The organism is Paraburkholderia pallida (genome assembly GCF_004524855.1).
In the GTDB taxonomy this organism is placed as follows: Bacteria; Pseudomonadota; Gammaproteobacteria; order Burkholderiales; family Burkholderiaceae; genus Paraburkholderia; species Paraburkholderia oxyphila.
The window spans coordinates 852,312-874,609 of the sequence record NZ_CP038150.1; the positions used below are offsets into that span (position 1 = coordinate 852,312).

The 22,298-nt window shown below is 61.4% G+C and carries 22 protein-coding genes and 1 pseudogene; 11 read left to right on the forward strand and 12 right to left on the reverse strand.

Features of this window, described 5'->3' with window-relative positions; translation table 11 throughout:
• Positions 1-325: 325 nt before the first annotated feature.
• Positions 326-2,428 carry a sulfatase family protein gene (locus E1956_RS30390; protein WP_197732967.1) on the forward strand — a complete coding sequence of 701 codons (2,103 nt, stop codon included), beginning with the start codon at positions 326-328 and terminating at the stop codon, positions 2,426-2,428.
• Positions 2,429-2,606: 178 nt separating this feature from the next.
• On the opposite strand, the gene E1956_RS30395 is transcribed toward E1956_RS30390, so the two are convergent.
• Positions 2,607-3,518 (reverse strand): LysR family transcriptional regulator, encoded by a 912-nt coding sequence (locus tag E1956_RS30395; protein ID WP_134756198.1) that lies wholly within the window; start codon positions 3,516-3,518, stop codon positions 2,607-2,609.
• A gap of 149 nt (positions 3,519-3,667) precedes the next feature.
• Here E1956_RS30395 and E1956_RS47030 point away from each other — a divergent pair.
• Both E1956_RS47030 and E1956_RS30405 read left to right on the forward strand, forming a co-directional pair.
• Positions 3,668-3,769 (forward strand): annotated as a pseudogene (locus tag E1956_RS47030) (NAD(P)H:quinone oxidoreductase); the annotation flags it as partial.
• Between the two features lie 23 nt (positions 3,770-3,792).
• Positions 3,793-4,212, forward strand: coding sequence for a RidA family protein (locus E1956_RS30405; protein ID WP_167760169.1), 420 nt, complete (start codon positions 3,793-3,795; stop codon positions 4,210-4,212).
• Positions 4,213-4,287: 75 nt separating this feature from the next.
• Here E1956_RS30405 and E1956_RS30410 read toward each other — a convergent pair whose 3' ends face one another.
• Positions 4,288-4,776 carry a MarR family winged helix-turn-helix transcriptional regulator gene (locus tag E1956_RS30410; RefSeq protein WP_134756202.1) on the reverse strand — a complete coding sequence of 163 codons (489 nt, stop codon included), beginning with the start codon at positions 4,774-4,776 and terminating at the stop codon, positions 4,288-4,290.
• Positions 4,777-4,925: 149 nt separating this feature from the next.
• On the opposite strand from E1956_RS30410, the gene E1956_RS30415 reads away from it, so the two are divergent.
• From E1956_RS30415 to E1956_RS30425, 3 genes are all read left to right on the forward strand, one after another.
• Positions 4,926-5,723 carry an alpha/beta fold hydrolase gene (locus E1956_RS30415; RefSeq protein WP_134756204.1) on the forward strand — a complete coding sequence of 266 codons (798 nt, stop codon included), beginning with the start codon at positions 4,926-4,928 and terminating at the stop codon, positions 5,721-5,723.
• Between the two features lie 255 nt (positions 5,724-5,978).
• Entirely contained in the window at positions 5,979-6,527 is a 549-nt protein-coding gene (locus E1956_RS30420) for a carboxymuconolactone decarboxylase family protein (RefSeq protein ID WP_134756206.1), read from the forward strand.
• 149 nt (positions 6,528-6,676) lie between these two features.
• On the forward strand, positions 6,677-6,856 hold the full coding sequence (locus tag E1956_RS30425; protein WP_134756209.1) for a hypothetical protein: 180 nt from the start codon (positions 6,677-6,679) through the stop codon (positions 6,854-6,856).
• Positions 6,857-7,010: 154 nt separating this feature from the next.
• Here the strand turns inward: E1956_RS30425 and E1956_RS30430 are convergent, their stop codons facing one another.
• Positions 7,011-7,979, reverse strand: a complete 969-nt coding sequence (locus tag E1956_RS30430) for a LysR family transcriptional regulator (protein WP_134756211.1) — start codon at positions 7,977-7,979, stop codon at positions 7,011-7,013.
• 82 nt (positions 7,980-8,061) lie between these two features.
• Between E1956_RS30430 and E1956_RS30435 the strand changes: the two genes are divergently transcribed.
• Entirely contained in the window at positions 8,062-8,955 is an 894-nt protein-coding gene (locus E1956_RS30435) for an oxidoreductase (RefSeq protein WP_418789326.1), read from the forward strand.
• A gap of 117 nt (positions 8,956-9,072) precedes the next feature.
• On the opposite strand, the gene E1956_RS30440 is transcribed toward E1956_RS30435, so the two are convergent.
• Complete coding sequence (locus tag E1956_RS30440; protein WP_134756215.1) at positions 9,073-9,510, reverse strand: hypothetical protein; 438 nt, start codon at positions 9,508-9,510, stop codon at positions 9,073-9,075.
• A 236-nt stretch (positions 9,511-9,746) separates the two neighbouring features.
• Positions 9,747-10,526, reverse strand: coding sequence for a glutathione S-transferase family protein (locus tag E1956_RS30445; protein WP_167760170.1), 780 nt, complete (start codon positions 10,524-10,526; stop codon positions 9,747-9,749).
• 304 nt (positions 10,527-10,830) lie between these two features.
• Here E1956_RS30445 and E1956_RS30450 point away from each other — a divergent pair, with 304 nt between their 5' ends.
• Complete coding sequence (locus E1956_RS30450; RefSeq protein ID WP_134756219.1) at positions 10,831-11,781, forward strand: acetamidase/formamidase family protein; 951 nt, start codon at positions 10,831-10,833, stop codon at positions 11,779-11,781.
• Between the two features lie 160 nt (positions 11,782-11,941).
• Here E1956_RS30450 and E1956_RS30455 read toward each other — a convergent pair whose 3' ends face one another.
• Positions 11,942-13,486, reverse strand: coding sequence for a DUF1254 domain-containing protein (locus tag E1956_RS30455; protein ID WP_134756221.1), 1,545 nt, complete (start codon positions 13,484-13,486; stop codon positions 11,942-11,944).
• A 213-nt stretch (positions 13,487-13,699) separates the two neighbouring features.
• Between E1956_RS30455 and E1956_RS46355 the strand changes: the two genes are divergently transcribed.
• On the forward strand, positions 13,700-13,861 hold the full coding sequence (locus tag E1956_RS46355) for a hypothetical protein (protein ID WP_167760171.1): 162 nt from the start codon (positions 13,700-13,702) through the stop codon (positions 13,859-13,861).
• A gap of 121 nt (positions 13,862-13,982) precedes the next feature.
• Here the strand turns inward: E1956_RS46355 and E1956_RS47570 are convergent, their stop codons facing one another.
• From E1956_RS47570 to E1956_RS30475, 4 genes are all read right to left on the reverse strand, one after another.
• A complete protein-coding gene (locus tag E1956_RS47570) occupies positions 13,983-14,264 on the reverse strand; it encodes an enoyl-CoA hydratase/isomerase family protein (protein WP_335930018.1) in 282 nt (93 codons plus the stop codon).
• Between the two features lie 34 nt (positions 14,265-14,298).
• Positions 14,299-16,026 (reverse strand): PHA/PHB synthase family protein, encoded by a 1,728-nt coding sequence (locus tag E1956_RS30465; RefSeq protein ID WP_134756223.1) that lies wholly within the window; start codon positions 16,024-16,026, stop codon positions 14,299-14,301.
• Positions 16,027-16,073: 47 nt separating this feature from the next.
• On the reverse strand, positions 16,074-16,475 hold the full coding sequence (locus E1956_RS30470; RefSeq protein ID WP_134756225.1) for a phasin family protein: 402 nt from the start codon (positions 16,473-16,475) through the stop codon (positions 16,074-16,076).
• 414 nt (positions 16,476-16,889) lie between these two features.
• Positions 16,890-17,687 (reverse strand): substrate-binding domain-containing protein, encoded by a 798-nt coding sequence (locus tag E1956_RS30475; protein WP_134756227.1) that lies wholly within the window; start codon positions 17,685-17,687, stop codon positions 16,890-16,892.
• A gap of 920 nt (positions 17,688-18,607) precedes the next feature.
• On the opposite strand from E1956_RS30475, the gene E1956_RS30480 reads away from it, so the two are divergent.
• Both E1956_RS30480 and E1956_RS30485 read left to right on the forward strand, forming a co-directional pair.
• A complete protein-coding gene (locus E1956_RS30480) occupies positions 18,608-19,345 on the forward strand; it encodes a hypothetical protein (protein WP_134756229.1) in 738 nt (245 codons plus the stop codon).
• A gap of 386 nt (positions 19,346-19,731) precedes the next feature.
• Positions 19,732-20,328, forward strand: a complete 597-nt coding sequence (locus E1956_RS30485) for an FMN-dependent NADH-azoreductase (RefSeq protein WP_134756231.1) — start codon at positions 19,732-19,734, stop codon at positions 20,326-20,328.
• Positions 20,329-20,496: 168 nt separating this feature from the next.
• Here E1956_RS30485 and E1956_RS30490 read toward each other — a convergent pair whose 3' ends face one another.
• Positions 20,497-21,861, reverse strand: a complete 1,365-nt coding sequence (locus E1956_RS30490; RefSeq protein WP_134756234.1) for a glutamine synthetase family protein — start codon at positions 21,859-21,861, stop codon at positions 20,497-20,499.
• 100 nt (positions 21,862-21,961) lie between these two features.
• Complete coding sequence (locus E1956_RS46360) at positions 21,962-22,129, reverse strand: hypothetical protein (RefSeq protein WP_167760172.1); 168 nt, start codon at positions 22,127-22,129, stop codon at positions 21,962-21,964.
• Positions 22,130-22,298: the final 169 nt, after the last annotated feature.

Here is a 22,298-nt window from a genome sequence, read left to right on the forward strand (position 1 = left end):
TCGACGTTGAGCTTGTCACGACCGACGCCAGCCCCTCGCGAACGCCCGCTGGTTGCGAACACCGATTTCGCGCCCGCGGTGGCCAGCCGGCAATTTCCGGGGTGGACCTGCCCGTCGGCCGGGAAGCCGTCACGGGCTCCTTGGGGTCGGCTACGGAAACTCGAGGCTGAGATGCCGCGACGAACCGTCTGAACTTTATTCAGACTGCCTGTTGGGGCTATTGCGCTCGAAGCTATGTGCGACGGGCCACACATCACTGGAAGTCGACCGACCTGGTCGCCTAAGCTTTCTTTAACTACGCAGGGATTCACGGTCGCATCACGCCGTGGACAACCCGGTGTCTCGCAACCGTAGCGCATGCAGTGCGGTAACCGCCTTGCCTCACACGTTATTTTGGACATGGGATACCGCCAGGAGCGGAGGCCCTATGAAGGATCACGATCCGTCAGAGTCGTCGGCGGCCGGGAATGTGAGCGACGCCTCGCGCCGCCGCTTCCTCCTCAACAGCGTCGCGACGGGCGCCGGGGCACTCGTTGCCGCCAGCGGCGCGCTGCCCAGTGCGCTTGCCGCAGCGGCATCCACCGCCCCACCGCGCGGCAAGCAACCGAACTTCCTGATCCTGATGTGCGACGAAAACCGCTTTCCACCGGTCTACGAGTCGCCGCAGACCCGGGCTTACCGGCAAGACTATCTCAAGACGCAGGACCTGCTGCGCCGCAACGGCGTGGACTTTCAACGCCACTACGCGGCGTCGGTCGCATGCACGCCCAGCCGCGCGTCGATCTACACGGGACAGTACCCCTCGCTGCACGGCGTCTCCCAGACGACCGGCGCAGCCAAGGAGTCCTTCGATCCGGACGTGTTCTGGCTCGACCCCGACAGCGTCCCCACCCTTGGGGATTACTTTCGCGCCGCAGGTTACGACACATACTGGCGCGGCAAGTGGCACGCCTCGGACGCCGACATGCTGATCCCGGGCACACACAGTCAGTTCCTGAGCTATGACTCGAAGACTGGCGCCCCCGACAGCGACGCTCAAGCGCTCTATAGCAACTCCGATCGCCTCGATCGCTTTGGATTCAGCGGCTGGATCGGTCCCGAGCCGCACGGAAAATCGCCGCTCAATAGCGGCTCTTCGGTGCCTCCTGGCCAACAAGGTCGCGACGTCGGTTTCGCGCAGCAGGCCAGAGACCTGATCCAGCAACTCGAGCGCGACAATAGCGGGAAGCCGTGGTTCATCGTGTCTTCGTTCGTCAATCCGCACGACATCACACTCTGGGGTCTGTGGGCAAACCTCCATCAGGCCGGAGACTTCTTTTTCCCCATCCACCGCTACGTGCCGGACGAACTGTTCGACCCGGTGCGATTCAAGCAGACGCAGAACGACGATCTGTCGACCAAGCCCTCGGCGCAGGCGTCCTATCAGAAAAGCTACGCACTGTGGATGCAGCCAATCTTCAAGGACCCGACGACGCTCGCGAGATACTTCCGCTATTACTACCAGTTGCTGAAGAACGTCGATGATCAGATGATGACCGTCTTCAAGGTGCTGCTCGCCTCGAGGTTCGCCGAGGACACGATCGTCATTTTCACTTCCGACCACGGCGATCTTCTCGGCTCGCATTTCAACATGCATCAGAAGTGGTACACGGCCTACGACGAGGCGATCCGCGTACCGCTGATCATCTACAACCGGGCACTGTTTCCGAATCCACGAACGGTCGACACGCTGACCAGTCACGTGGATCTCCTGCCGACACTGCTCGGACTCGCGGGCATCGACCCCGAGCCGATCCGCAAGCAACTCGCCGAAGATCACACCGATGCGCTGCCGCTGGTCGGTCGTAATCTTGCGCCGCTTGTGGTGGGCGAAGTGACGCCGGAAAGCGTCAACGAACCGCTCTATTTCATGACCGACGATGATCCGAGCCGCGGGCTCAACCAGGACAACTGGACCGGTATCGGCTACAACTCCGTCTTGCAACCGAATCACCTGGAATCGGTGATCGCCCGTCTCGCGGACGGCAACGTCTGGAAGTTCACGCATTACTTCGACAATCCGCAATTCTGGAGCACGCCGGGCGACCCCGGCGATCGCAACGATCCCAGTTACCCGAACGTCGACGACGTGGTGTTTCGGCGGGTGGAGCCGGTCCCCGACCCGCCCCCGTATCGCCGGCCGGACGTGGGTCCACAACCGATTGCCTACACGGTCACGGTCAAGTCGACGCCGCGCCACCACGAATACGAAATGTACAACGTCAGCGAGGACCCCATGGAACTCTCCAACCTCATTGACGACGTGCAGTATGAGGCGCAGCGGCGCCAACTCGCAAAACTGCTGGACCAGCAGCGATGCGCAAAGCGGCTCGTGCCACAGAGTGGGACAGTTCCAGGACAGCCGACGCCGAGCGACTGTGAATCCTGATTCGCCTTGTGACGAAACCAAAGCTGACCGAAGTGTGGGGGCGCCGAAGAGCCGGCGTGGATGACCGTGGCTCCTGGTTAGCTGCCTTTGGATGCGCGACGACACGAGCGTCTGCGACGCGGCGATTGTCGAAAAGTTTGTCGAGTGTCGCTGCAGTTCGCAGCGGCCATGAAGCGACTCAATGCGCTTGCCCCTGGGAGCGATGCTGCGCGCTCAGAACCTGAAAATGCTTCAGGGCATGGTCCACGAACGCCGATACGGCGAGCGGAATCTGCTGCCGGCTTGGAAACACAGCGTAGAGATCGCCCGCGCCGCGGCTCAATCGCGGTAGCACACGCTGAAGCGTTCCCGCGTATAACTCCGCTGCCGCAACCGCTTCCGGCAGCAGGGCGATGCCCAGTCCCGCCAGCGCGGCATGCAGCACGGCGCGCGCCTGATTGGCGGCGAAGCGGCCTGAGACCACTACCTCGGGCACGCCATCCAGGCGCCACGTTAGCGGCCCGGGTTCGGTTCCCAGGATTACGCAGTCATGGGTCGCCAGTTCGTGCACCTTCGTCGGCGCGCCACGCCGTGCCAGGTACGCTGGGCTCGCCACCAGAATGAACTTCTGCAGCAACATGCGGCGTGCCGCCGGTTTCGGATCAAACATGTTGCCGCCGCGGAACGCCACATCGATGTTTTCGGCGATCAGGTCCGCCTTGGCGTCGTTGAGTACGAATTGCAGACGGACTTGCGGATACAGCTCCAGGAATTCGCTGATCCAGTCGATGGCGAACGCATCGAAGAAGCCGGCCGGCGCGGCCACCCGGATCAGGCCGGCTGGCACCTGGCTGCTGTTGATCATCGCCTGTTGAGCCTGTGCCAGTTCCGACACGGCGCCGGCGCATCTGTCATAGAAGGCTTGGCCGGCAACGGTCAGCGACAGCTTGCGTGTCGAGCGCTGCAGCAGCCGGCTACCGAGACGCGCTTCCAGCCCGGCCACCTGCCGGCTGATGGTGCTGGCTGGCACGCCCAGGCGCCGCCCCGCGCCGACGAAACTGGTGGCGCGCACCACCTCGACGAACACAGCGACCTCGTTGAGATCGAGCATAGGATTCCATCGTTTGATGAATGATTCTGATGCAATTGTACCGTCTAGTCATGCAATACCGCACTGCTTAAGCTAGTGGAACGCGCCCTCGGCCCGTTTGTGCACATCCTGACCACGCCTCCTCCCAAATGGCGGCGCTCCTGGACCAGGCCGGCGGCCGAGTTGAGCGCCAGCCCAGCGCCATCGAGCTGGAGGGCGCACGCCATCAGGGCCCGCTCATCGCTCAGACCGCCAACAAGCTGTTCGGCTGAAGTCAACCCACATGGAGCACAGCATGAACACCACGAAGAAACCGACTGATTCGATTCTTACGCCTGAAGGCTGGACCTGGCAGGACGAGCACGCATTTGTTCAGGGGCGCGTTGTCCCGGCAGGTGCGCGGACGATCTATGTTGCGGGACAGGCGTCGGTCGATCCCAAGGGAAAGGTTCTCCACGCCGGAGACATGGGCGCACAAATCGTCCAGTGCTTCGCGAACCTCGAAACCGTGCTCGCAGAAGCAGGCGCGACATTGGCGAACGTTGTGCGCGTCATGTACCTGACTCCGCATATGAAGGCGTTCTTCGCCGTCGAACAGGTACTCAACCATTACCTGCTGGAACGCAACTGCTATCCGACGTCCGTGCTGCTCGGTGTACAGACGCTTGCCGACCCGGACTTCATGTTCGAAGTCGAAGCGATTGCAGTCGTCTAAGTTTCACGTGACCCTATCGCTCTGGCCGTGCAACCGAGCCTTGAGCGCGAAAAATCGCGCTGGAAATATGCGCGCCTACGCCTCAAGCCCCTGTAAAAGCTTGTCCAGCAGACGATCGAGCTGCTCGCGCTCCCGCGCGCTCAACGCCTTCAACGCATCCTGCTCGTTGGCAATATGATGCGGCAGGATTTCGTCGATCAGATCGGCGCCTTTTTGCGTCAGACAGACATCTACGCTGCGTCGATCCCTGGCCGAGGCTCGCCTTTCGATGAGCCCCGAGCGCTCGAGCCGGTCAAGCCGGCTCGTCATCGCGCCTGACGACAGCATCAGCGCCTCGTACAGTTCGGTAGGCGTGAGCTGGTAGGGCGCACCCGCACGGCGCAATGCCGCGATGACGTCGAACTCCCCTGTCTGCAAGCCGAATTGCGCCGCGAGCGGCATCAGCCGGGTGCGCTCGATCAGATGCGTCGCCTCCATCAGCCGCCCGACCGTCGCCATGACATTCGCGTCGATGTCGGGTCTCTCCTTGCGCCATTGCTCAGCCGCGCGTTTGGCTCGCCCCATCTCTACCCCTCCCATGCGATTTTCTTGACGTCAAGATATCAGCTTGCGTCCGCGTTGTAACCAGGTTAGTTTACTCGATATCAAGATACTTTATATCGAGTTATATGGCGCATCGAAAAACTGCGCATGGACCACGCGAGGCAACCAGAATGGCTTACTACATTCATGAACAACGCCGTAACTACTATGTCGAATTCGGTCATGGCCGCCCCATCGTGCTGTTGCACGGCATCGGAAATTCAGGCCGCGCGTGGAGCCCGCAGATCGCGCCGCTCGTCGCAGCCGGGTTTCGCGTGATCGTTCCGGATCATGCCGGTCATGGCGCGTCGGCGCGAATTGACGCGCCACTCGGCATTGCGGATCTCGCGGGCGATGTCGTTGCCCTGCTCGATCATCTGGAGATCGAAAGCGCCACGATTGTCGGGCTTTCGCTAGGTGGGCTGATTGCCATCGAGCTTGCGCTCGCCGCTCCCACACGAGTCGACAAGCTGGTGCTGGCGAACAGTTTCCCTTCGACCGCAACGGATGCCTTTCGCGCACTCGCCGATCAATGGGCCAATACGTTTCGCAGTGCAGACGGCCCGGTCAAGCGCTTCGAAGGCGCGTGGCCCTTGAACGTCAGTGCAGCTTTCCAGGCAAGCGACGCGGGCCTTGCCACCTGGCAGTCGTGGCATGCCATCGCCGCGATGTCCGATGGCAGATCGCTGGCGTATATCGCACAAGGCATCGTCGGCTACGACGCGAGCACTCGGCTGGCGGCTATCGCGAAGCCCACATTGGTCATTGCCGGCAGTGACGATCGCATCTCGCCACCGTCGATAGGCCAGGCGATGAGCGCCCAGATTCGCATGGCCAGATTCGTGGAGATTCGGAATGCAGCCCATATCTCCAACGTCGACTCCGCCAACGTTTTCAACGAGGCGCTCGCTGCTTTTCTGACCGCTTGAACTGACACGCGTGCCGTAGACGACCGACGTCGAAACGTTCAGCTCGCTCCATGGATGAAGCAGATCCATCCAGGGACTGAGCACGGTACGTCCGTCTCGAGCCCGTCAAGTTCCGATGTCCACGGCCGCAGCGACGCGGCCGGCGACTGCTTTCTATTACACGAGATGTAATTGGCGAGGCCCCGGCGTATCACTAACCTTCAGTTGTCGTGTGATCCCCCCTTGACGCACGCATCCCCCTCTCAAGGAAATATCATGGCTAACTTTCCCATCTATACGCTCGAGTCGGCACCGGAAGCCTCGAAGCCGGCACTGAACGGTCTCGCTGAAGCATTCGGCATGGTCCCTAACATTGCCGGCGCCATCGCCGGTTCGCCGAAGCTGATCAACGGCCTGGTGGGCGTATTCCAGCAAGCTCACGGCGGCAGCTTCACGGAAGCACAAGTCCAGACCCTGCTGCTCACGAACGCGGTCACCAACGGCTGCACCTGGGCGGTCGCGTTTCACTCCTTCCTCGCACTCAAGGAAGGGCTCAGCGAAGCCGACGTGCAGGCCATCCGTGCGCGTCGTCTGCCAGACGATCGGAAGCTCGCAGCACTCTCGCATCTCGCGCGCACGCTGATCGACAAGCGCGGCCGTCTCGACGATGAGGACATCGCGTCATTCACGGCCGCCGGTTTCGACCAGGCACTGGTGCTCGACGTGATCCTGGTTGTTGCCGCTTCGACCATGACGAACTACGCCGGCAGCGTCACCAACCCGCCACTCGAAGCGGCATTCCAGCCCTACGCATGGCAGGCGTAAGGCCGAGGCCGAAGCGCTGAATCGCAACCCGGGAGGCGGTAGTCAATTGCACCGTCTATTGCGACGCCGCTACCCCCTCCCCCTTTCCTCTTCCCGGAAAGGGGGCTTTTAGTGACTTGATAGCCGCGATCTACCGTTGGAGAACATAAGTGGACGATCTTCGAACCAGGGCGCTCTATCATCCGCTGATAGCCGCGGCCACTATCTACCTCACTGAGGTCATGGTCAGTGTCGACTCGAGCGTGGGCGGCGCACTCGTCGTCCTGGCGGGTGGCCTTGCGCTACAACTCTATCGCAGCTTCACGCGAGGCAAGTACTGCGTCGAGTAAGGATGCCATCCGACCCAATGCAGACACCCATGCGTTGCACGCCGTTACGTTGCCTTGTTGACATCGTTGCAAGGCTCATCGATGCCCGGCACATGGCCGCTAGCGGCTCGCTGTTCATCAATCGTGTCCTTTGCGCCCCTCCTCACATCAGCCACTATCGCCGCCTCACTACACGCTTCTTCTCCGGCAGCTGCGCGACACGAAGCTCGGACGAATCAAGAAAAAAATTCCGGTTACCGGCCATGCGCTCGACCATGAAGTCGATGAACGTCTTCACGCGCAGCGATTGTTCCGTTCGATGCTTGTAGTAGATAGTGATCGTGCCGTATTCAGTGACGTGCTGCATCAGCAAAGGAACGAGCCGGCCACTCCGGATATGCGTTGCGGCATTGAAGCTACCCAACTGCCCGATGCCGAGACCCGACAGCACGGCCTGCGTTTCCAGTTCCGTATCGTTCACGCAGATGGCGGCGGGCACGTCGCGATAGACGATTTCATCGCCGACACGAAACTGCCACTGTGCGAGCTTGCCCGTGTTCGCGCGCCGGTACCCGGTGCAGCGATGCTCAGAGAGTTCCTCGATGGTCCGCGGCGCGCCGTTGCGTTCGATGTAGTCCGGCGATGCGCACACGATCAGCTGAATGGGCACCAGCCGGCGTGCGATCGAGCCGCCCGACGGCGGCGGTCCACCGCGGAATCCCACGTCGGAGCGGTCGGTCACGAGGTCCGTGAATTGATCGTCGAATTGCACTTCGAGTTGCACGTTCTGATAGCGCTGCTGGAATTCCTCGAAATAGGGCCAAAGGACCGGGAGCCCGAGCGAGCGCGGCGCGCTCACGCGCAGCATGCCGGCCACGTCTTCTTTCGAGCGCCGCGCCTCGTCGAGCGCAGACGAGAGAACGGCGAGCGCCGGCTCCACGCTGTCGAGAAGCCGCTGGCCCTCCTCGGTCAGGCTCAGCTTGCGGGTGGTCCGATGAAAGAGCCGCACGCCCAACTCTTTCTCCAGTTGCATCACCGCGTGGCTAGCGGCCTGCGGAGAGATGCCTTGATCGACCGCTGCACCCCGCAGGCTGCCGAGCGCCGCGGCACGGACGAAAGTGGTGATGGCGCGAATTTCATTCATTTCGGGGCCCCTGATTCGCAAACAAACGTTGATTATCACTCCACTAATATACGTCTAGTCTGTGTCAATCGGCACGCCTACCATGGCATCACCTCATCACACACGTAGGAGAGAGATCGTGGCTAACGCTCAACAAGGTGGCATCAAGCGCGTCTGGTTCATCACCGGTGCGTCGCGCGGGATTGGCGCGTTGATCGCCGAAGCGGCCCTCGCGGACGGCAACGCCGTCGTGGCCGCCGGACGGAACATCCCGGCTATCGTCGAGCGTCTCGGCAACTCCGCGATGTTGCTGCCGGTCGCACTGGACGTGACAGACGAGGCCCAGGCAAAGGCGGCCGTGCAGTTGGCGGTGGAAAAATTCGGCCGCGTCGATGTGCTCGTCAACAATGCCGGCTTCGGCCTGCTGGGTGCGGTGGAAGAGTCCGCCGACAAGGACGTCCGCCGCATGTACGACACGAACGTATTCGGACTGCTGACCGTCACGCGCGCCGTGTTGCCGGCGATGCGCGCAAACCGCTCGGGCCATGTGATCAATATTTCATCGATTGGCGGTTATCGGGCCGCGGCGGGATTTGGCGTGTATTCGTCGACGAAATTCGCCGTCGAAGGCATTACCGAAGCGTTGCACGCCGAGTTGAAACCGCTGGGCATTCACGCGACCGTTGTCGAGCCGGGCTATTTTCGCACCGACTTTCTGGATGCATCCTCGCTGCTCGTCGCGCCCGACGTGATCGACGACTATGACGAGACCTCGGGCGCAGTCCGCCGCAAAGCGGTGCAGATGAATCACAACCAGCCCGGTGACCCGACGAAGCTCGCGGCCGCATTGATCACGCTCGTCGATGCGTCTGACCCGCCGTTGCGCCTTCCGCTTGGCACGGACACACTGGCTGCCATCGCTGCGAAAAACGCTTATGTGACGCAGGAAACGGAAACGTGGAAGGATCTGTCTGCGTCGACTGACTTCGCTGCATGAGCGGCGAAGCCGAGTGACTCACGCGGCGGCCAGGCTTCGGTCAGGCCGCCTGCTAGCCTGGAAGCCGTCGTTTGGTGCATGACGACAGGCAGGTATACCGAGGATGGAACGTCAGGCCTATTGCTCATACCGCTTCGCTCGCGCGGACGCCTCGCGAGCGTACCGCCCTTCAGCGAGGGTAAAGGCTCCGATTTTCTTGACGCAATCCAACAGTTTCTGATCCTGTGTCAAAACGAATTTGACTTGCTTGAAGATACCGTTTGGTGTGAAGAATGCTCGTTGATAAAAAATACGTTCCGTGTCATATCCGGAATAATTGTCATGAGCTATCGGGCCAATCAGATATCGGGCGCCTTTGATCATCTCGAACTTCGTCACGCCCTCGAAGTCGTTTCCCCACAGTGCCGCGTTCAATTCCATCTCCAGCAGCTCGGCTGTCCAATGCCCGATTGGTGTAGCGTCGATGGCAGGCACGAAGAAACAGTTTCGGAGGGTCACGGATTCGCCTCCATACGCGCGATAGAGTCGTTCTCCGCCATGGGCGGACTTCTCCACGGGGGGCTCAGAAAATCCGTCAATGCTCCACGACGGGGGTGTAGATGCCGGTGAGTTCATTGAACCTCCGCATTGCTTACTGGCTCGATGCGCAGCCACTGCCGCCCACAGGCAGGCAATCGGGTTGTGGCGTCTTGTCGGCTTTAGCCACCATTGAGAGCAGGATAGCGGATTTACGCTCCGAGGTAGAGATGTCCGGGAAGCCGGAAAGCCAAGGTTGGATTGCGGCGCCGGCCCTAGGCAACAGCATGCGACCGGTCGCGTTCTTGCACGTACAAGCGCAGGGCGAATCTTCCGGCGGCCGTATCCCGCAGGCGCAGGACTTCGGTGCGCATTGCAGCAGGCACGTCATTGAGCGCGGGGTAAGCGGCTCGGTAGCCCGTGGGAAACAGCACCGGCGCGGCGAGCGCTGCGAACGTCAGATCTGCCGCAGTGAAACGTTCGCCGACCAGGAACTGCCGGCCATCGTCCAGTCGAGCGTCGACTTCCTTGAAGATGCCGCGCACTCGTTCAAGGGAGCGAGCCGCACTCTGCGGCGTGATCTTGAGCGCCGCGCGGATGAGCCGTATTACGCCTGGCATGATGACCGGCAGCAAGGCCGCCTCGAGCTGCGGTACGCCACGCGTCATAACTTGCCGAAGCAGGCTGCGCTCCGACAGCAATTGCGCATAGGCCCAACGCCGCGCATGTGGACCGAGCTCTTCGTCGAATTGCGTCTCGAGCGCTTCAACTTCTCGCCGCAGGCCGGCATCGCGCGGGTACAGCAAATCGCCGCCGCAGACCGCATCCATATGCACCAGGATATCGGTGGAATCGGTGAAATGTGCACCCCCATGAAGCAGCAATGGCACGCTGCTGCCGCCGTTGCGTGTCGTGGCCAACCGGTGCAGCAGCGGTGCATGCGGTTGTTCCTGATAGGGCACAGAGAGTCTGTCGAGCGCCCACCGCGCCTTCTCACTGTAGTGGCTGTGCGGCATCGTGATCAATACAGCCAGATGAACGTTATCGTTAGTCATTGGCGTCGTCCTCACTGTCACTGCCTTGCGCATGGGGCAAGAGCCAGCGTACCTTCCGAATTGTGGCAACGTCGAAGGGCTGCATCCAGATTTTTCTGCCTTCTGGTCCGCAGCCCCGAATGTCGCCGGATGGCCGCGCACAGACCTCCCCACATTCGTATCGCGTTGACCGTAGAACGCCTTTTCATTCAAGACGTGCCTCGTCGGCTTTCTACAGCGGTACGTGGTCAAACGCACAGACTGCCAACTATCCCGCGTGGTCTCGTTGAACGTTTGAATTGATCGGCTTTCCAGGGAGTGGGTAATGAGCGGAATACCATGCGCACGCCACTCAATTCATGAGCATCAGAGCCACCTTGGTTGGGACCAGACGCTGAAGCCGGTATTGACAGTGGCTCCCGGTGAAACGGTCGAGTTCTTCCCCATCGACGCATCGGGTGGACAGTTCACCGTCAACTCTACCGTAGACGACATTGCACGGCTGGACTTTGCGAGAGTGAACCCGGTTGTTGGCCCGATTTATATTGATGGCGCTGAACCGGGCGACGCCGTCAAAGTCACACTGTTATCGTTCGCTCCTTCGGGTTGGGGCTGGACAGCAAACATCCCAGGCTTTGGCTTGCTCGCAGACGAGTTTCCCGCGCCGGCCCTGCACATCTGGAAATACGAGGCGGATCTGAAGGTCCCAGCGATGTATGGCCCAGGTGGACGCGTTCCCTTAAAACCGTTTTGCGGCACAATTGGCCTCGCTCCGGGCGAACCGGGTTTGCACAGCGTGATTCCACCGCGTCGTGTCGGCGGCAACATGGATGTCCGCGACATCTCCGCAGGCGCAGAGCTTTATCTCCCTGTCGAGGTGAAAGATGCGCTGTTCTCGGTCGGGGACACGCACGCCGCACAGGGTGACGGCGAGGTATGCGGCACGGCCATCGAAAGCCCTGTAGCACTAGAGGCGAAATTCGAGCTGGTCAAGAAAGCGAATCTCGCGTTTCCCCGCTTCACCACGCCGGGACCTGTGTGCCGTCACCTCGACACGAAGGGCTACGAAGTCGCTACAGGCATTGGGCCAGATTTGATGGGAAGTGCCCGCGCTGCCGTCTCCGGAATGATTGACATTCTGACGCGACAACATCACATCAGCGCGATCGACGCTTACCTGTTATGCAGCGTTTGCGCCGACCTTCGCATCAGTGAGATTGTCGACCGGCCTAACTGGATCGTCTCCCTCTACTTCCCTCGAATCGTCTTCGAGTGAGTTCCCAATAACGGTTCTCCGTCTCCGGCGATCGCGACGCAGATGGTGCGACCGGTGGGTGCCCGTTTCGCAGGCTGGACTCGACCCGTTCCTGTCGTTGACCTCATGCATCGGTCAACGGCAGGAATCGGATGCGCAGCGGTCATGCAGAGGACAACGTTCAGCCGATCTTATGGATTTGAGGCGGCTTCCACGAGTGGTCGAGAATAGGTTGCTTGCCCCAGTACGCGCGGATGTACAACGAGAACGTCCCGTCAGGCGCCGGCAACCAGTTCGACTCCTTGTCAGAGCCCGGAGATTTCGAGCCGGCATAGAGCGTGAGCGATCCATCGGCGTTGCGCTTGAGATCCTTGTTCTTGGTGCCGAGCGAATAGCGTTTGAGGTCGTTCGGATTGAAGAGGTGCTTGTCGTTGTATAGCGTGAGCGACCAGAAACCATTGACCGGCGGCTCCTCGCCTTTCGCGAAGACAATCTCATAGCTATTGGAGCCGGTCAGTTGCCCGCCGTCGGCGTCAACGTCTGTGTAGATGTACTGGGTTTCGTTCGGACGGTTGTCGAACATATTCGACTTGGCAGTGCCGGTCCGGTCGAAATAGTCGAAGCCGGTTTGTGCATTGTTCGCCGACCGGTTCCATCCATTGCCCGCCGGCACGCCGTTGTGCTTCCATTCAAAGAACGGGGCAATTACAACACGTTCCGTGTCAACAGCAGTCTGAACCAGGAGCTTCTTGATGTCCTGATCCCGGTTTGCGACTTCCATCAGCGAGCGGAACTGCGCGTACAGCGCCTCTTCGCCGGGCAGCGGCGGCATGTTGTCTAGCACCCTGTCAAACTGATCGAAGAACTTTTCGGGGATGACCCACTTCGTCTCGCCGCCCTCGGCATTGTCGGTTTGCGCTTGTGAGGGCGGTTTGATGATCGGTGCATCCTTCCAGGCGATCTTTTTGATGTGACCGTCAAACTGCTTGAGCGGATAGAAGACGATCTGATTGATGACCGGCTGAATGGCCTTGCGGTCCTCGTCCGTATCGTTCATGAAGACGCGCGGGATGGCGTTGCCGATTACCGTCGGGCAACGGATGATGTCTGTGATGCCGGCGGGTTTGCTGCCTTTCCAGTTCGGACCGACAAGCAGGTAAAAGCCGGGGCGCGACTTGTAGGGTTTGCCGAGATGGCCGAACTGGTTCGTGCGCGCGTCGTACAGCGCGTAGACCCAGAAGCGGTCGCCAAAATCCGGCACTTGCGCTACGACCGGCTCTTCGTCGAGCGAGAAAAAGCCGAGGCCATAGACGACGTCCTGGTTCGGACAGGTCACGAATGTCTGGGCTGGGTCGATATAGTCGTGCAGCATGGCGACCTGGCCGCGCGGTGCCGCCGGCAGCACGCCATTGAGCAGGCCGGGATAGGGAGCCTGTGTGATGCGCGAATAGCGGTTGAGCATGTTCACCATCGGCCAGCCCCAGACGTAGGCCATGCGCGCGATGACCTGGGCGTAGCCCGGGTGCATCACGATTCCAGTAGGGGGCTGAGTCTCGGACGCGGCTGACGGGGCGCCTGAACTCGCGCCTTTGGCGGTGTTGTCCTTTGAATCGGCCGCTACGGCAACTTGGGGCGCTGCAGCGAGCGAGGCGTAGGCCAGCGGCAAGGCGCCGCCGAGCACAGTCAGCAGTCTTCGCGTCGAGTTCACATCATCTTGATCGGCCATGTTTACCTCGAAGATTGAGTAGTTTGGCTTTATATGTTTGCAAACAATCGCGCCGATAGTTGAAAGCGGCAAGATAACGTACCTGATCGCGAACCTTTTCGTCCGATAGGTGGCTTAACAGACATGGCAGGGTGCCGGGCTCGAAGAGCTTGACGCGCGCGGAGGATCGCTAGCCTGAGTTTCCAGTGACCGGAAATAGAGTGAAGACGACGGATGAATGACGAGGATGTGGGCCGTGCAGATGTCGCCTACTGGCCGTTCAACGCCCGACGACTGAACGCGATGATCGTCTCGGGCATGCGCGCGATACAAATGGCATGGACGACCCAATGCCATCTGTCACGCCCGTGCGGCGAATGGCTGGTGCCAGCATGATATTTGACTGTCGCAGATCTGGGCTCTGCTTTTCTCGCGGGGTAGCGAAACACACCGCATGGCCTGACCGGTGGGCTTAATGTGGTGCACGGCGGGGCGACCGCGCTTTGTGCGCAAACATCTATCGAAATCTGCGCCAAGGTGGTCTCCCCGTGATTTCAATGAGGTTCGCCATCGGGGCGATATCTGCGCCTGCAGCGAACGACCGCTCACTGCCAAACACGACAATGCAGTCGATGTCATCACCCGCATCGTATGCAAGCAGTGCCGCGCCGAGTTCATCCACCAGCGCGCCATAAAGCGCGTGCGGCTGTTGCGGCCGACGCAAGTAATGACACCTGCTCGAAGTGCCCCGTCGCCATATTCGTGGACAGGATATTGTCGCAGTGCGTTGATGAACCACTTGATTTCGTCAAGGCCCGAACGCTAGCCGCCTGTCACGCGCCCAGGACTTCCGGCGCATGCTTCGCCACATAACGCCCCGGCGCCGGCTCGATCGGTTTGAACTTCGCGTTGCCCGCGCCCGTGGGCGCCGCGATCTGCTTGCCCGCATGCTGCTGCAGCCAGCTGATCCAGTGCGTCCACCAACTGCCCGGCTGAGATTTTGCCGATGCGAGCCACGCCTCGGGATCGTCGCCGAGCGTGCCGTCGGTCCAGTAGCTGCGCTTGTTCTTCGACGCCGGATTGATCACGCCCGCGATATGTCCGCTCGCGCCGAGCACGAACTGCGTCTCGCCGCCCACGAGTTGCGTCGAACGATACGCGCCCTTCCACGGCACGATGTGATCCTCCTGCGTGCCGAAGATGTAGCTCGGAATGTCGATTTTCCCGAGGTCCACAGGCGTGCCGCACATGACGAGCCGTCCCGGCTTGCACAGGTTGTTCTCGAGATACGTGTTGCGAAGATACCAGGCGTACATCGGTCCGGGCAGGTTGGTGCCGTCGGCGTTCCAGTAGAGCAGGTCGAACGCCTGCGGTGTGCCGCCCTTCAGATAGTTGTTCACGACATACGGCCAGATCAGATCGTTCGCGCGCAATGTCTGGAACACGAAGCCGAGCTCGCCACCCGAATAGATGCCGCCGCGCCCAATCGTCTGCTCGCGCTGCGACACGCCCTGTTCGTCGATGAATACGCCGAGGTCGCCCGGGTCGCTGAAATCGAGCATCGTCGTGAGAAGCGTGAGGCTCGCGACCGGTTCGTCGCCTCGCTGTCGCAGCACGGCGAGCGCCGACGACAATATCGTACCGCCCACGCACCAGCCGACGGTATTGACCTTGTCGGCCCCGTTGATCGTGCGGCTGACTTCGATGGCCTTGATCGCGCCGTTTTCGACGTAGTCGTCCCACGTGATGTGTCCGAGGTCCGCATCGGGGTTGCGCCACGAGACGAGAAACACCGTCTGTCCCTGCTCGCACGCAAAGCGCACGAACGAATTCTCGGGCTGCAGATCAAGGATATAGAACTTGTTGATGCAGGGCGGCACGATCACAAGCGGCCGCTCGGCGACCTTGTCCGTGAGTGGCGCGTACTGGATCAACTGAAACAGTTCGTTCTCGAAGACGACAAATCCCTTCGACACCGCCACGTTGCGCCCGACTTCGAACGCGCTTTCGTCGGTGATCGAGATGCGTCCGCGCTGCAGGTCTTCGAGCAGATTGGCGAAGCCCGTGCGCACGCTTTCGCCCTGCGTCTCCACAGCCGTCTTCATCACCTCGGGATTGGTGGCGGCGAAGTTGGCCGGGCTCATCGAGTCGATGAACTGGCGCGCATAGAAACGCAGCTTGTGCTTCTCTTTCTCCTCGACCACGGCCGCCTCCACCATGTCGTTCAGCAGTCGCGAGTTGAGGAGATAGGTCTGCTTGAGAAGGCTGTACCAGGGATTGTCGCGCCAGGCGTCGGCGTTGAAGCGCCGGTCGCCGCGCTCGGGCTGGACGGCGGGCTCCGGCGCCTGTCCCATGGCGCTCGCCATCATGCCCATGTAGAGCACCATCTGTTGCTGCCAGTAATGCGCCTGCGCCTGTGCCAGCGCGAGCGCGGGCTGTTGGGGGTGCGTGGACACCGAGCCGGTCTGTCCGGCAGCGCCGGTGTAGGCTTGCAGGAGCATCTGCCCCGAATTGAAGAAACCCCGGACGAACTCATCCGGCATATTGAATGGCAACGCCATGCTGTCTCCCTCCAGGCTGATCGGAGTACGCCGCGTGTCTCTTTGGGCTACTTGCGCTGCAGCATCTTCTTGATCTCGTCCACGTGTTCATTCGCACGCTTCGTGATGCTCGCCATTGCATCGGCCTGCGACTTGCGCGCGATTTCGGCCAGATCCTTCATGTCTTCGAGTGCTTTAACGCACGCATTGCGCGCCACTTCGGTTTGCTTGCCCGGATCGGCTATACCGATCTTCGCGGCTTCCTGAATATCCTGCATCGCCTGCGACAGCATTTCGGTCTGCTTACGTGCGAGCGCCTGCATGGAATCGTACGCGGTCTTGTTTGCCTCGACGATCGCCTCGATGTCCTTGCGCTGCGACTCGACAAGCGCGGACATGTCGACGCCCGGCACCTTGAACTGCTCAAGCATTTTTTTCAGATCGCCGAAGGGATTGGTTTGTTCAGCCATGACCGTCTCCTAAGTTAGTCGCGTTGTCCATCACTGTCGGGTAGCACTCACTCCGGCTGGGCACTGCGCGAAGTTGGCATGACGAGCGCGCTCCCGTCGATCAAAGTTTTTCCTGCCAAGGTGCACACGTCGTCAGCACGACGCGACGCGGTAGTGACTTTAGCACCGGTAGGCGTGCTCGTCGCAATAAGTCGCCCGCCGCCCCCCGCGCATGCCGATCGCTTTAATCAGGCCGCAGGCGTTGCCGCACTATTGGCGCCGGACCAGTTCGATCCTGCGCGAAAAGAATTGGAGTCGTGGCGACCCGACCTGACGTCAGCGACCCCATTAACTAACTATGACGGTCCGTCAGCCGTCAACCCAGTTTCTGGTTGACCTCCAGATCGGCATTGACGGCCCATTACGCCGCTTCTCTCAGTTCGCAGGCGCCGCCGTGAGCGGTTCGAGTCCGGTCCTTGCAATCGCAGGCGCCGCCTCCGGCGAGGCCAGAAAACGGATCAGGTCCGCGGCGCCGGCTGGATTTTTCGCAGTGGTGGCGATCCCCCCGGAGAACACCGTGTACTTTTGTAGTTCCGCTGGCAAACTGCCGACCACTGTCACCCCCTTCACCGGCAACAGTTCCACGACCTCCTGTAACCCGAGCTCCGCTTCGCCGTCAGCGACGATATTGGCGACCCGCGTGGCCGGAACCATGCGGCTCTTGCTTTTTACGCGGCCCTCGATGCCGAGCCGCGAAAACAGTTCGCTGCCGATATAGGTTCCACTCTCACTGTCCGGATAGACGATCGACTTCGCTGCGAGCAGCGTACGGCGCAATGCGTCGGCAGAGCTGATGTCCGGTTTCGGCGCACCCTCACGAACCACCATCCCGATGGGCGAGCGAGCGAAGTCCACCTTGCTGCCAGGCACCACGTTGCCGGCGTGAATCTGATCGTCAAGCGCATAGCTGACCACGATTAGCACGTCGGCCCACTCGCCACGCGCAAGCCGCACGGGGATCGCATTCAAAGCCGTGCCTTCTGCGGCCCCCCAGATGGTGACCAGTGTTCTGCCGGTCGCTTCCTCGAATTGCGGTCCCAGTTCGCGATACGCCGGCGTAAACCAGCCCGACATCAGGACTTTGACTTCGTCTGCCAATGCCGTGCTGGCACCCAGTAACACGAGCGTCACGCAGAATGCGAGTGTGCGAACCCTCAGCTTGTGGATAGTCACGGCTCCGCCCCATCACAATTGGCCGACCCAGCCCTCACATACATCCAGTCCCGATCCCAGCCATGACTTTAACCGGCCATGCGGCCTTGCGTGCACCGCCGACGCAACAGCCAAACCGGTCCGTCTCACGCGCCCCCGTTTGGACGAGGTCATATGCGCGTTACCGACCGTTACAGATGAGCGTGGACGATTTCATTTGCCGGTGGGTCAAGCGACTATGCTTCAAATGGTCGTCTGACAGTCGGTGCGAATTGGGGCACCGACGGGGAGTCACATCATGAAGCACGCAATCCCGCTGCTGGTGATCGCTGCGGCCTTCTGCGCACCCGCGTCGGCTTTGGCTCAAGCTAGTGTGGGTGGCTATTACACGCCGATTCCACCGCCACCGCCGCCGGTGGTCTACCAATCCCGCTACGCACCACCGGGTGCCTATGGGGCGCCGGGGACCTACGTCTACCAGACCAGTCCACCGCCAGTCGTGTATCGGGGGCAACCGGCCGGCTACGGCTATGGTCAGCGCGGTGGTTGGCACAGGGGCTGGGAACACCGCCACTGGTGATAAACGACAGTTTGTGTTGAGGACCGCGCGTTGCCTGGCTACGAATGGCCCTGCTTGACGTCGAGTCCCGTCGTGGCAATGATGAATCAATAATCGATGACATCAGTTGCACACATGCCGGGCAGCGACTGCTGTTCATGTTCCCCTTCAACCGAAGCTTTTGGCTTCCGGGGCGGGTGTGGGAGGTCTCGACCTGCAACAGCCTGCCGAAGACGTGCAAAAGCAAGGCTGCCGCAAGCCATCGCACTAAAATCAGACGTTGGTCGGTTTCTCGGAGTGACGAGCGGGCAGGTCCCCCAGGAGCTCGAGTTCGAGAATGGATCCGACCCCGCCACGGTTCACCCTGATACCAGGAGAAGGCATGCATATCTACTTCCAGACCATGTCGATCCCGACGCGGGCCGCCGATCGACTCAAATACCGTCTTTCGCTAAGGGAATCCGAGGCGCGACAGGTTACCTCGGAGGTCTTCGGCTATAAAGACTGGACCGACCTCCACAGCAAGCTGGGCACCCAGGCAGCTTCCGCGCTCGATGAGGCGTGTGACGGCGCGACAGTAACCGAGAGGCGCGTATATCAGGCGTCGCAATTGGCCGCATCGTCAGTTGATCTTCAAGGTGAATCAGCTGACGACTTTGTCCAATGGTGGCGGCCATCGGCCGCGCATGCGCAAGCCGAGGGCGGGGACCCGCAACAAGCGCCGTTTGCCGGCTCCAAGGAAGATCTGAGTTTTCAGGAGGCGCTGAGCACGCTTGCACACGGCGCTCACGATCGCGTTAGCCACTTCGAACTAGCGCTCATCACGGGTATTCACGGAACGGACAACGAAAGCGCGCTGAGGCTTGTAGAATCGATTGCTGATGAGTTGGTAAGCGGCAACCGAAACCGGGAACCCGAAGTGGCTCGTAACCTCCTCGAGGCCTTGGCGTCGCGAGGGCTGCCCCGGTCGATACTGAACCTCGCGACGAGCTTGACGCTTGGCGATGGTGGCCCGAAAGACGAAAGGAGAGCCACTGATTTGCTTAAGCAGCTGGCTGAATCCGCATCGACTCCCGATGACCTGAAGCGGATTGCGGAATCGCGCCTGGGCGGCGCCTAAGCATCTGGCATCCCACGGAAATCCGGTACGTCACATGATCGTCGCCGTCGTGAGCGTTCATCGTCGCGGACTGGAGCGGCCGTGCTCTGGGCGGAGCCGACCTCTGAGCGTCCGGGCAACGATAAGAACGAATGGCTCTTCGTGGCCCGAACCCGGCCGCCTCTGCTGCGTTTCCCAGTAAACCGTGACGAACCTTTTGCCCTGCGAGAAAGCTCATTCCAGGTCCGACTGTCACCAATACGCCGCCTCAGCGCGGTGAGCACGCGTGATTGTCCCGCTGGCGCAACAATTCATCGCGCCCGAATGGATTTATCCCGTCTCGGTTACCCCGGAGAATGGCCTCACTCGCGCCACACTGTGCGCCCCAACTGAAGCCTGAGACCACGATGACCACGATCCTGCAAATCAATTCCGCCGCCCGCTCGCAAGGCGCCCAGTCGACGCTCCTCGTCAACGAACTGACGGAGAAACTGCAACAATCGAATCCGGGTTCGCAAGTCGTCACGCGCAACCTGCAGGCCGAGCCGCTGCCGCACCTCGACGACGCCATTCTTGGCGCGTTCTTCACGCCGGCCGAGCAGCGCACGCCGGAGCAGCAGGCCATCGCCGCGCGCAGTGAAGCGCTCATCGCAGAACTGCAAGCCGCGGACGTTATCGTGATCGGCGCGCCGATGTACAACTTCGGCATCTCGTCGCAACTGAAGACGTACTTCGACTTCATCGCGCGAGCCGGCATCACGTTCCAGTACACCGCAAACGGCCCCGAAGGCCTCGTCACGGGAAAGAAGGTCTACGTTGTCACGGCGCGCGGCGGCAAGTACCACGGCACTCCGCACGACAGCCAGACGCCGTACCTGAAGTCGTTCCTCGGCTTCCTCGGCATGACCGACGTGAGCTTCATCCATGCTGAAGGCCTGGCGATGGGCCCAGACGCAGCGAGCGCGGCGCTCGCTTCCGCCCGCGAAGCGATTGCCGCCGTGTAAGGACTGCCCGCTCGCCGCCGCCGCGGTGGCTCCTGACGGCGGTGGGTCGATGCAGTGAAAAACGCCACTGGCTTGCGCCAGTGGCGTTTTTTCTTGTTCATCGGCCGTCTTCGGCCCGTCGACAGCAGAGCGAAGTTCGTTGAAATTTCCTTGGCACGAACCAGCCGGTCAAGCCTGGTTCAGATACCAGCGCCAGTCCTGCTCACCGACTTCTGCCATGAACTGCCGGTACTCGGCGCGCTTGATCGCCATGAACACCTTCAGGAATTTCGCCCCGAACACGTCCTTCGCCCATGCCGACTGCTCGAGCGCGTTCAACGCGCTGAGCCAGTCGGTCGGCAGCAAGGTGGTGGCTTGCGCATAGCCGTTGCCTTCGATCGGCGCACCCGGATCGAGCCGCTCGCGAATCCCATGGTGGCAGCCGGCGAGAATCGCCGCGGCGGCGAGATAGGGATTGGCGTCGGCTCCGCACACCCGATGCTCGACGTGTCGGCTGTTCGCCGGACCGCCCGGAATGCGCAGGCTGACGGTACGATTGTCGACACCCCACGTTGGCGTGAACGGCGCGTAGCTGTTGGCCTGGAAGCGGCGATACGAGTTCGCGTTCGGGCAGAACATCAGCATCGAATCGAGCAGGCCGTGCAGCATGCCGCCCACGGCCTGGCGCAGCAGCGGCGTACCCGCCTTGTCTTCCGAAGCGAAGAGATTGTCGCCGGCTTGATTCGCCAGACTGACGTGCATGTGCATGCCCGAGCCGGCGATGTCGGCGAACGGCTTGGCCATGAAGCACGCGCTCATGCCGTGCGCGTTCGCCACGCCCTTGACGATGCGCTTGTAGCGCACGGCATGATCCATGGCCTCCAGCGCGGGCCCGTGCTCCAGCGTGATCTCGACCTGCCCGGGCGCGTATTCGGAAATCGCCGTGCGCACGGGAATCTTCTGCTCGCGGCAGGCGTCATACAGGTCTTTCAGGAACGGCTCGATCTGTTCGAGCTCGCGCAGGCCATAGACCTGCGTGGTGCGAGGACGGCGGCCATCCGTGTCGAGCGCGGGCTGCGGGCGTCCCTGCGCGTCAGGCCGGGCATCCAGCAGGTAGAACTCCAGTTCACACGCCATCACGGGATACAGTCCGTCACCCTCCAGTGCATCGACGATGCGCCCGAGGAGCTGGCGCGGATCGGCGACGCCGGCAGGCAGGCCTTCTTGAGGATGCATCTGTACCTGTACTGCGGCGGTGGGCATCTTCCGCCAGGGCAAGCGCACCAGACTGCCCGGCAGCGGATACGCGCGGCAGTCGATATCGCCGACGTCCCACACGAGGCCGCTATCCTCGGTATCGTCGCCGTTGATGGTCAGGTTCATGATGGCGCTCGGCAGCGGCCGGCCGCTGCGATAGACGGCGAGCAGTTCTTCGCGATGCAGGAGCTTGCCGCGCGGCACGCCGGCGGCGTCGATGATGAAGAGTTCGAACAGGTCGATGTCGGGGTGTTGTTCGAGGAAGCTCAAGGCTTCCTGTTCATGGGCGAATTGCATGGATGGGCTCGTGTCGGCGCCGAAGGCGCGTGCGTTGTCCTCCGCCGGCGGCGGACAGGACGATGACGGGACGGCCGCACAGGGCGGCCCGGAAATCAGCTCACGCGGTCGCGCGTTGCGGAGGGCGGGCATGGCGACAATGCCAGATGGCCCAGAATGCAAGAATGACGTTGATGAGCGGATTGAGCCGGGCGGCGTCGATGCATGCGCGCGGGCCGGCCGGGGCGGCACGGTGGTAGCGGCGAAACAGCGACGAGATCGGATCCATGGTTACAGACGCGAGCGGGACGAGGTCGGTCGGGCGGCGAGCGATGCACAAAGCGGGCGAGACATGGTTGCACAGGACTCACCGATAGAGGTGGTCAGTGCAGGCGGCGCGCAAGCAGCGTGCTTCGTGGCGGTTTGTGCGCATGCAATCTACTATGGCATTCGAATGA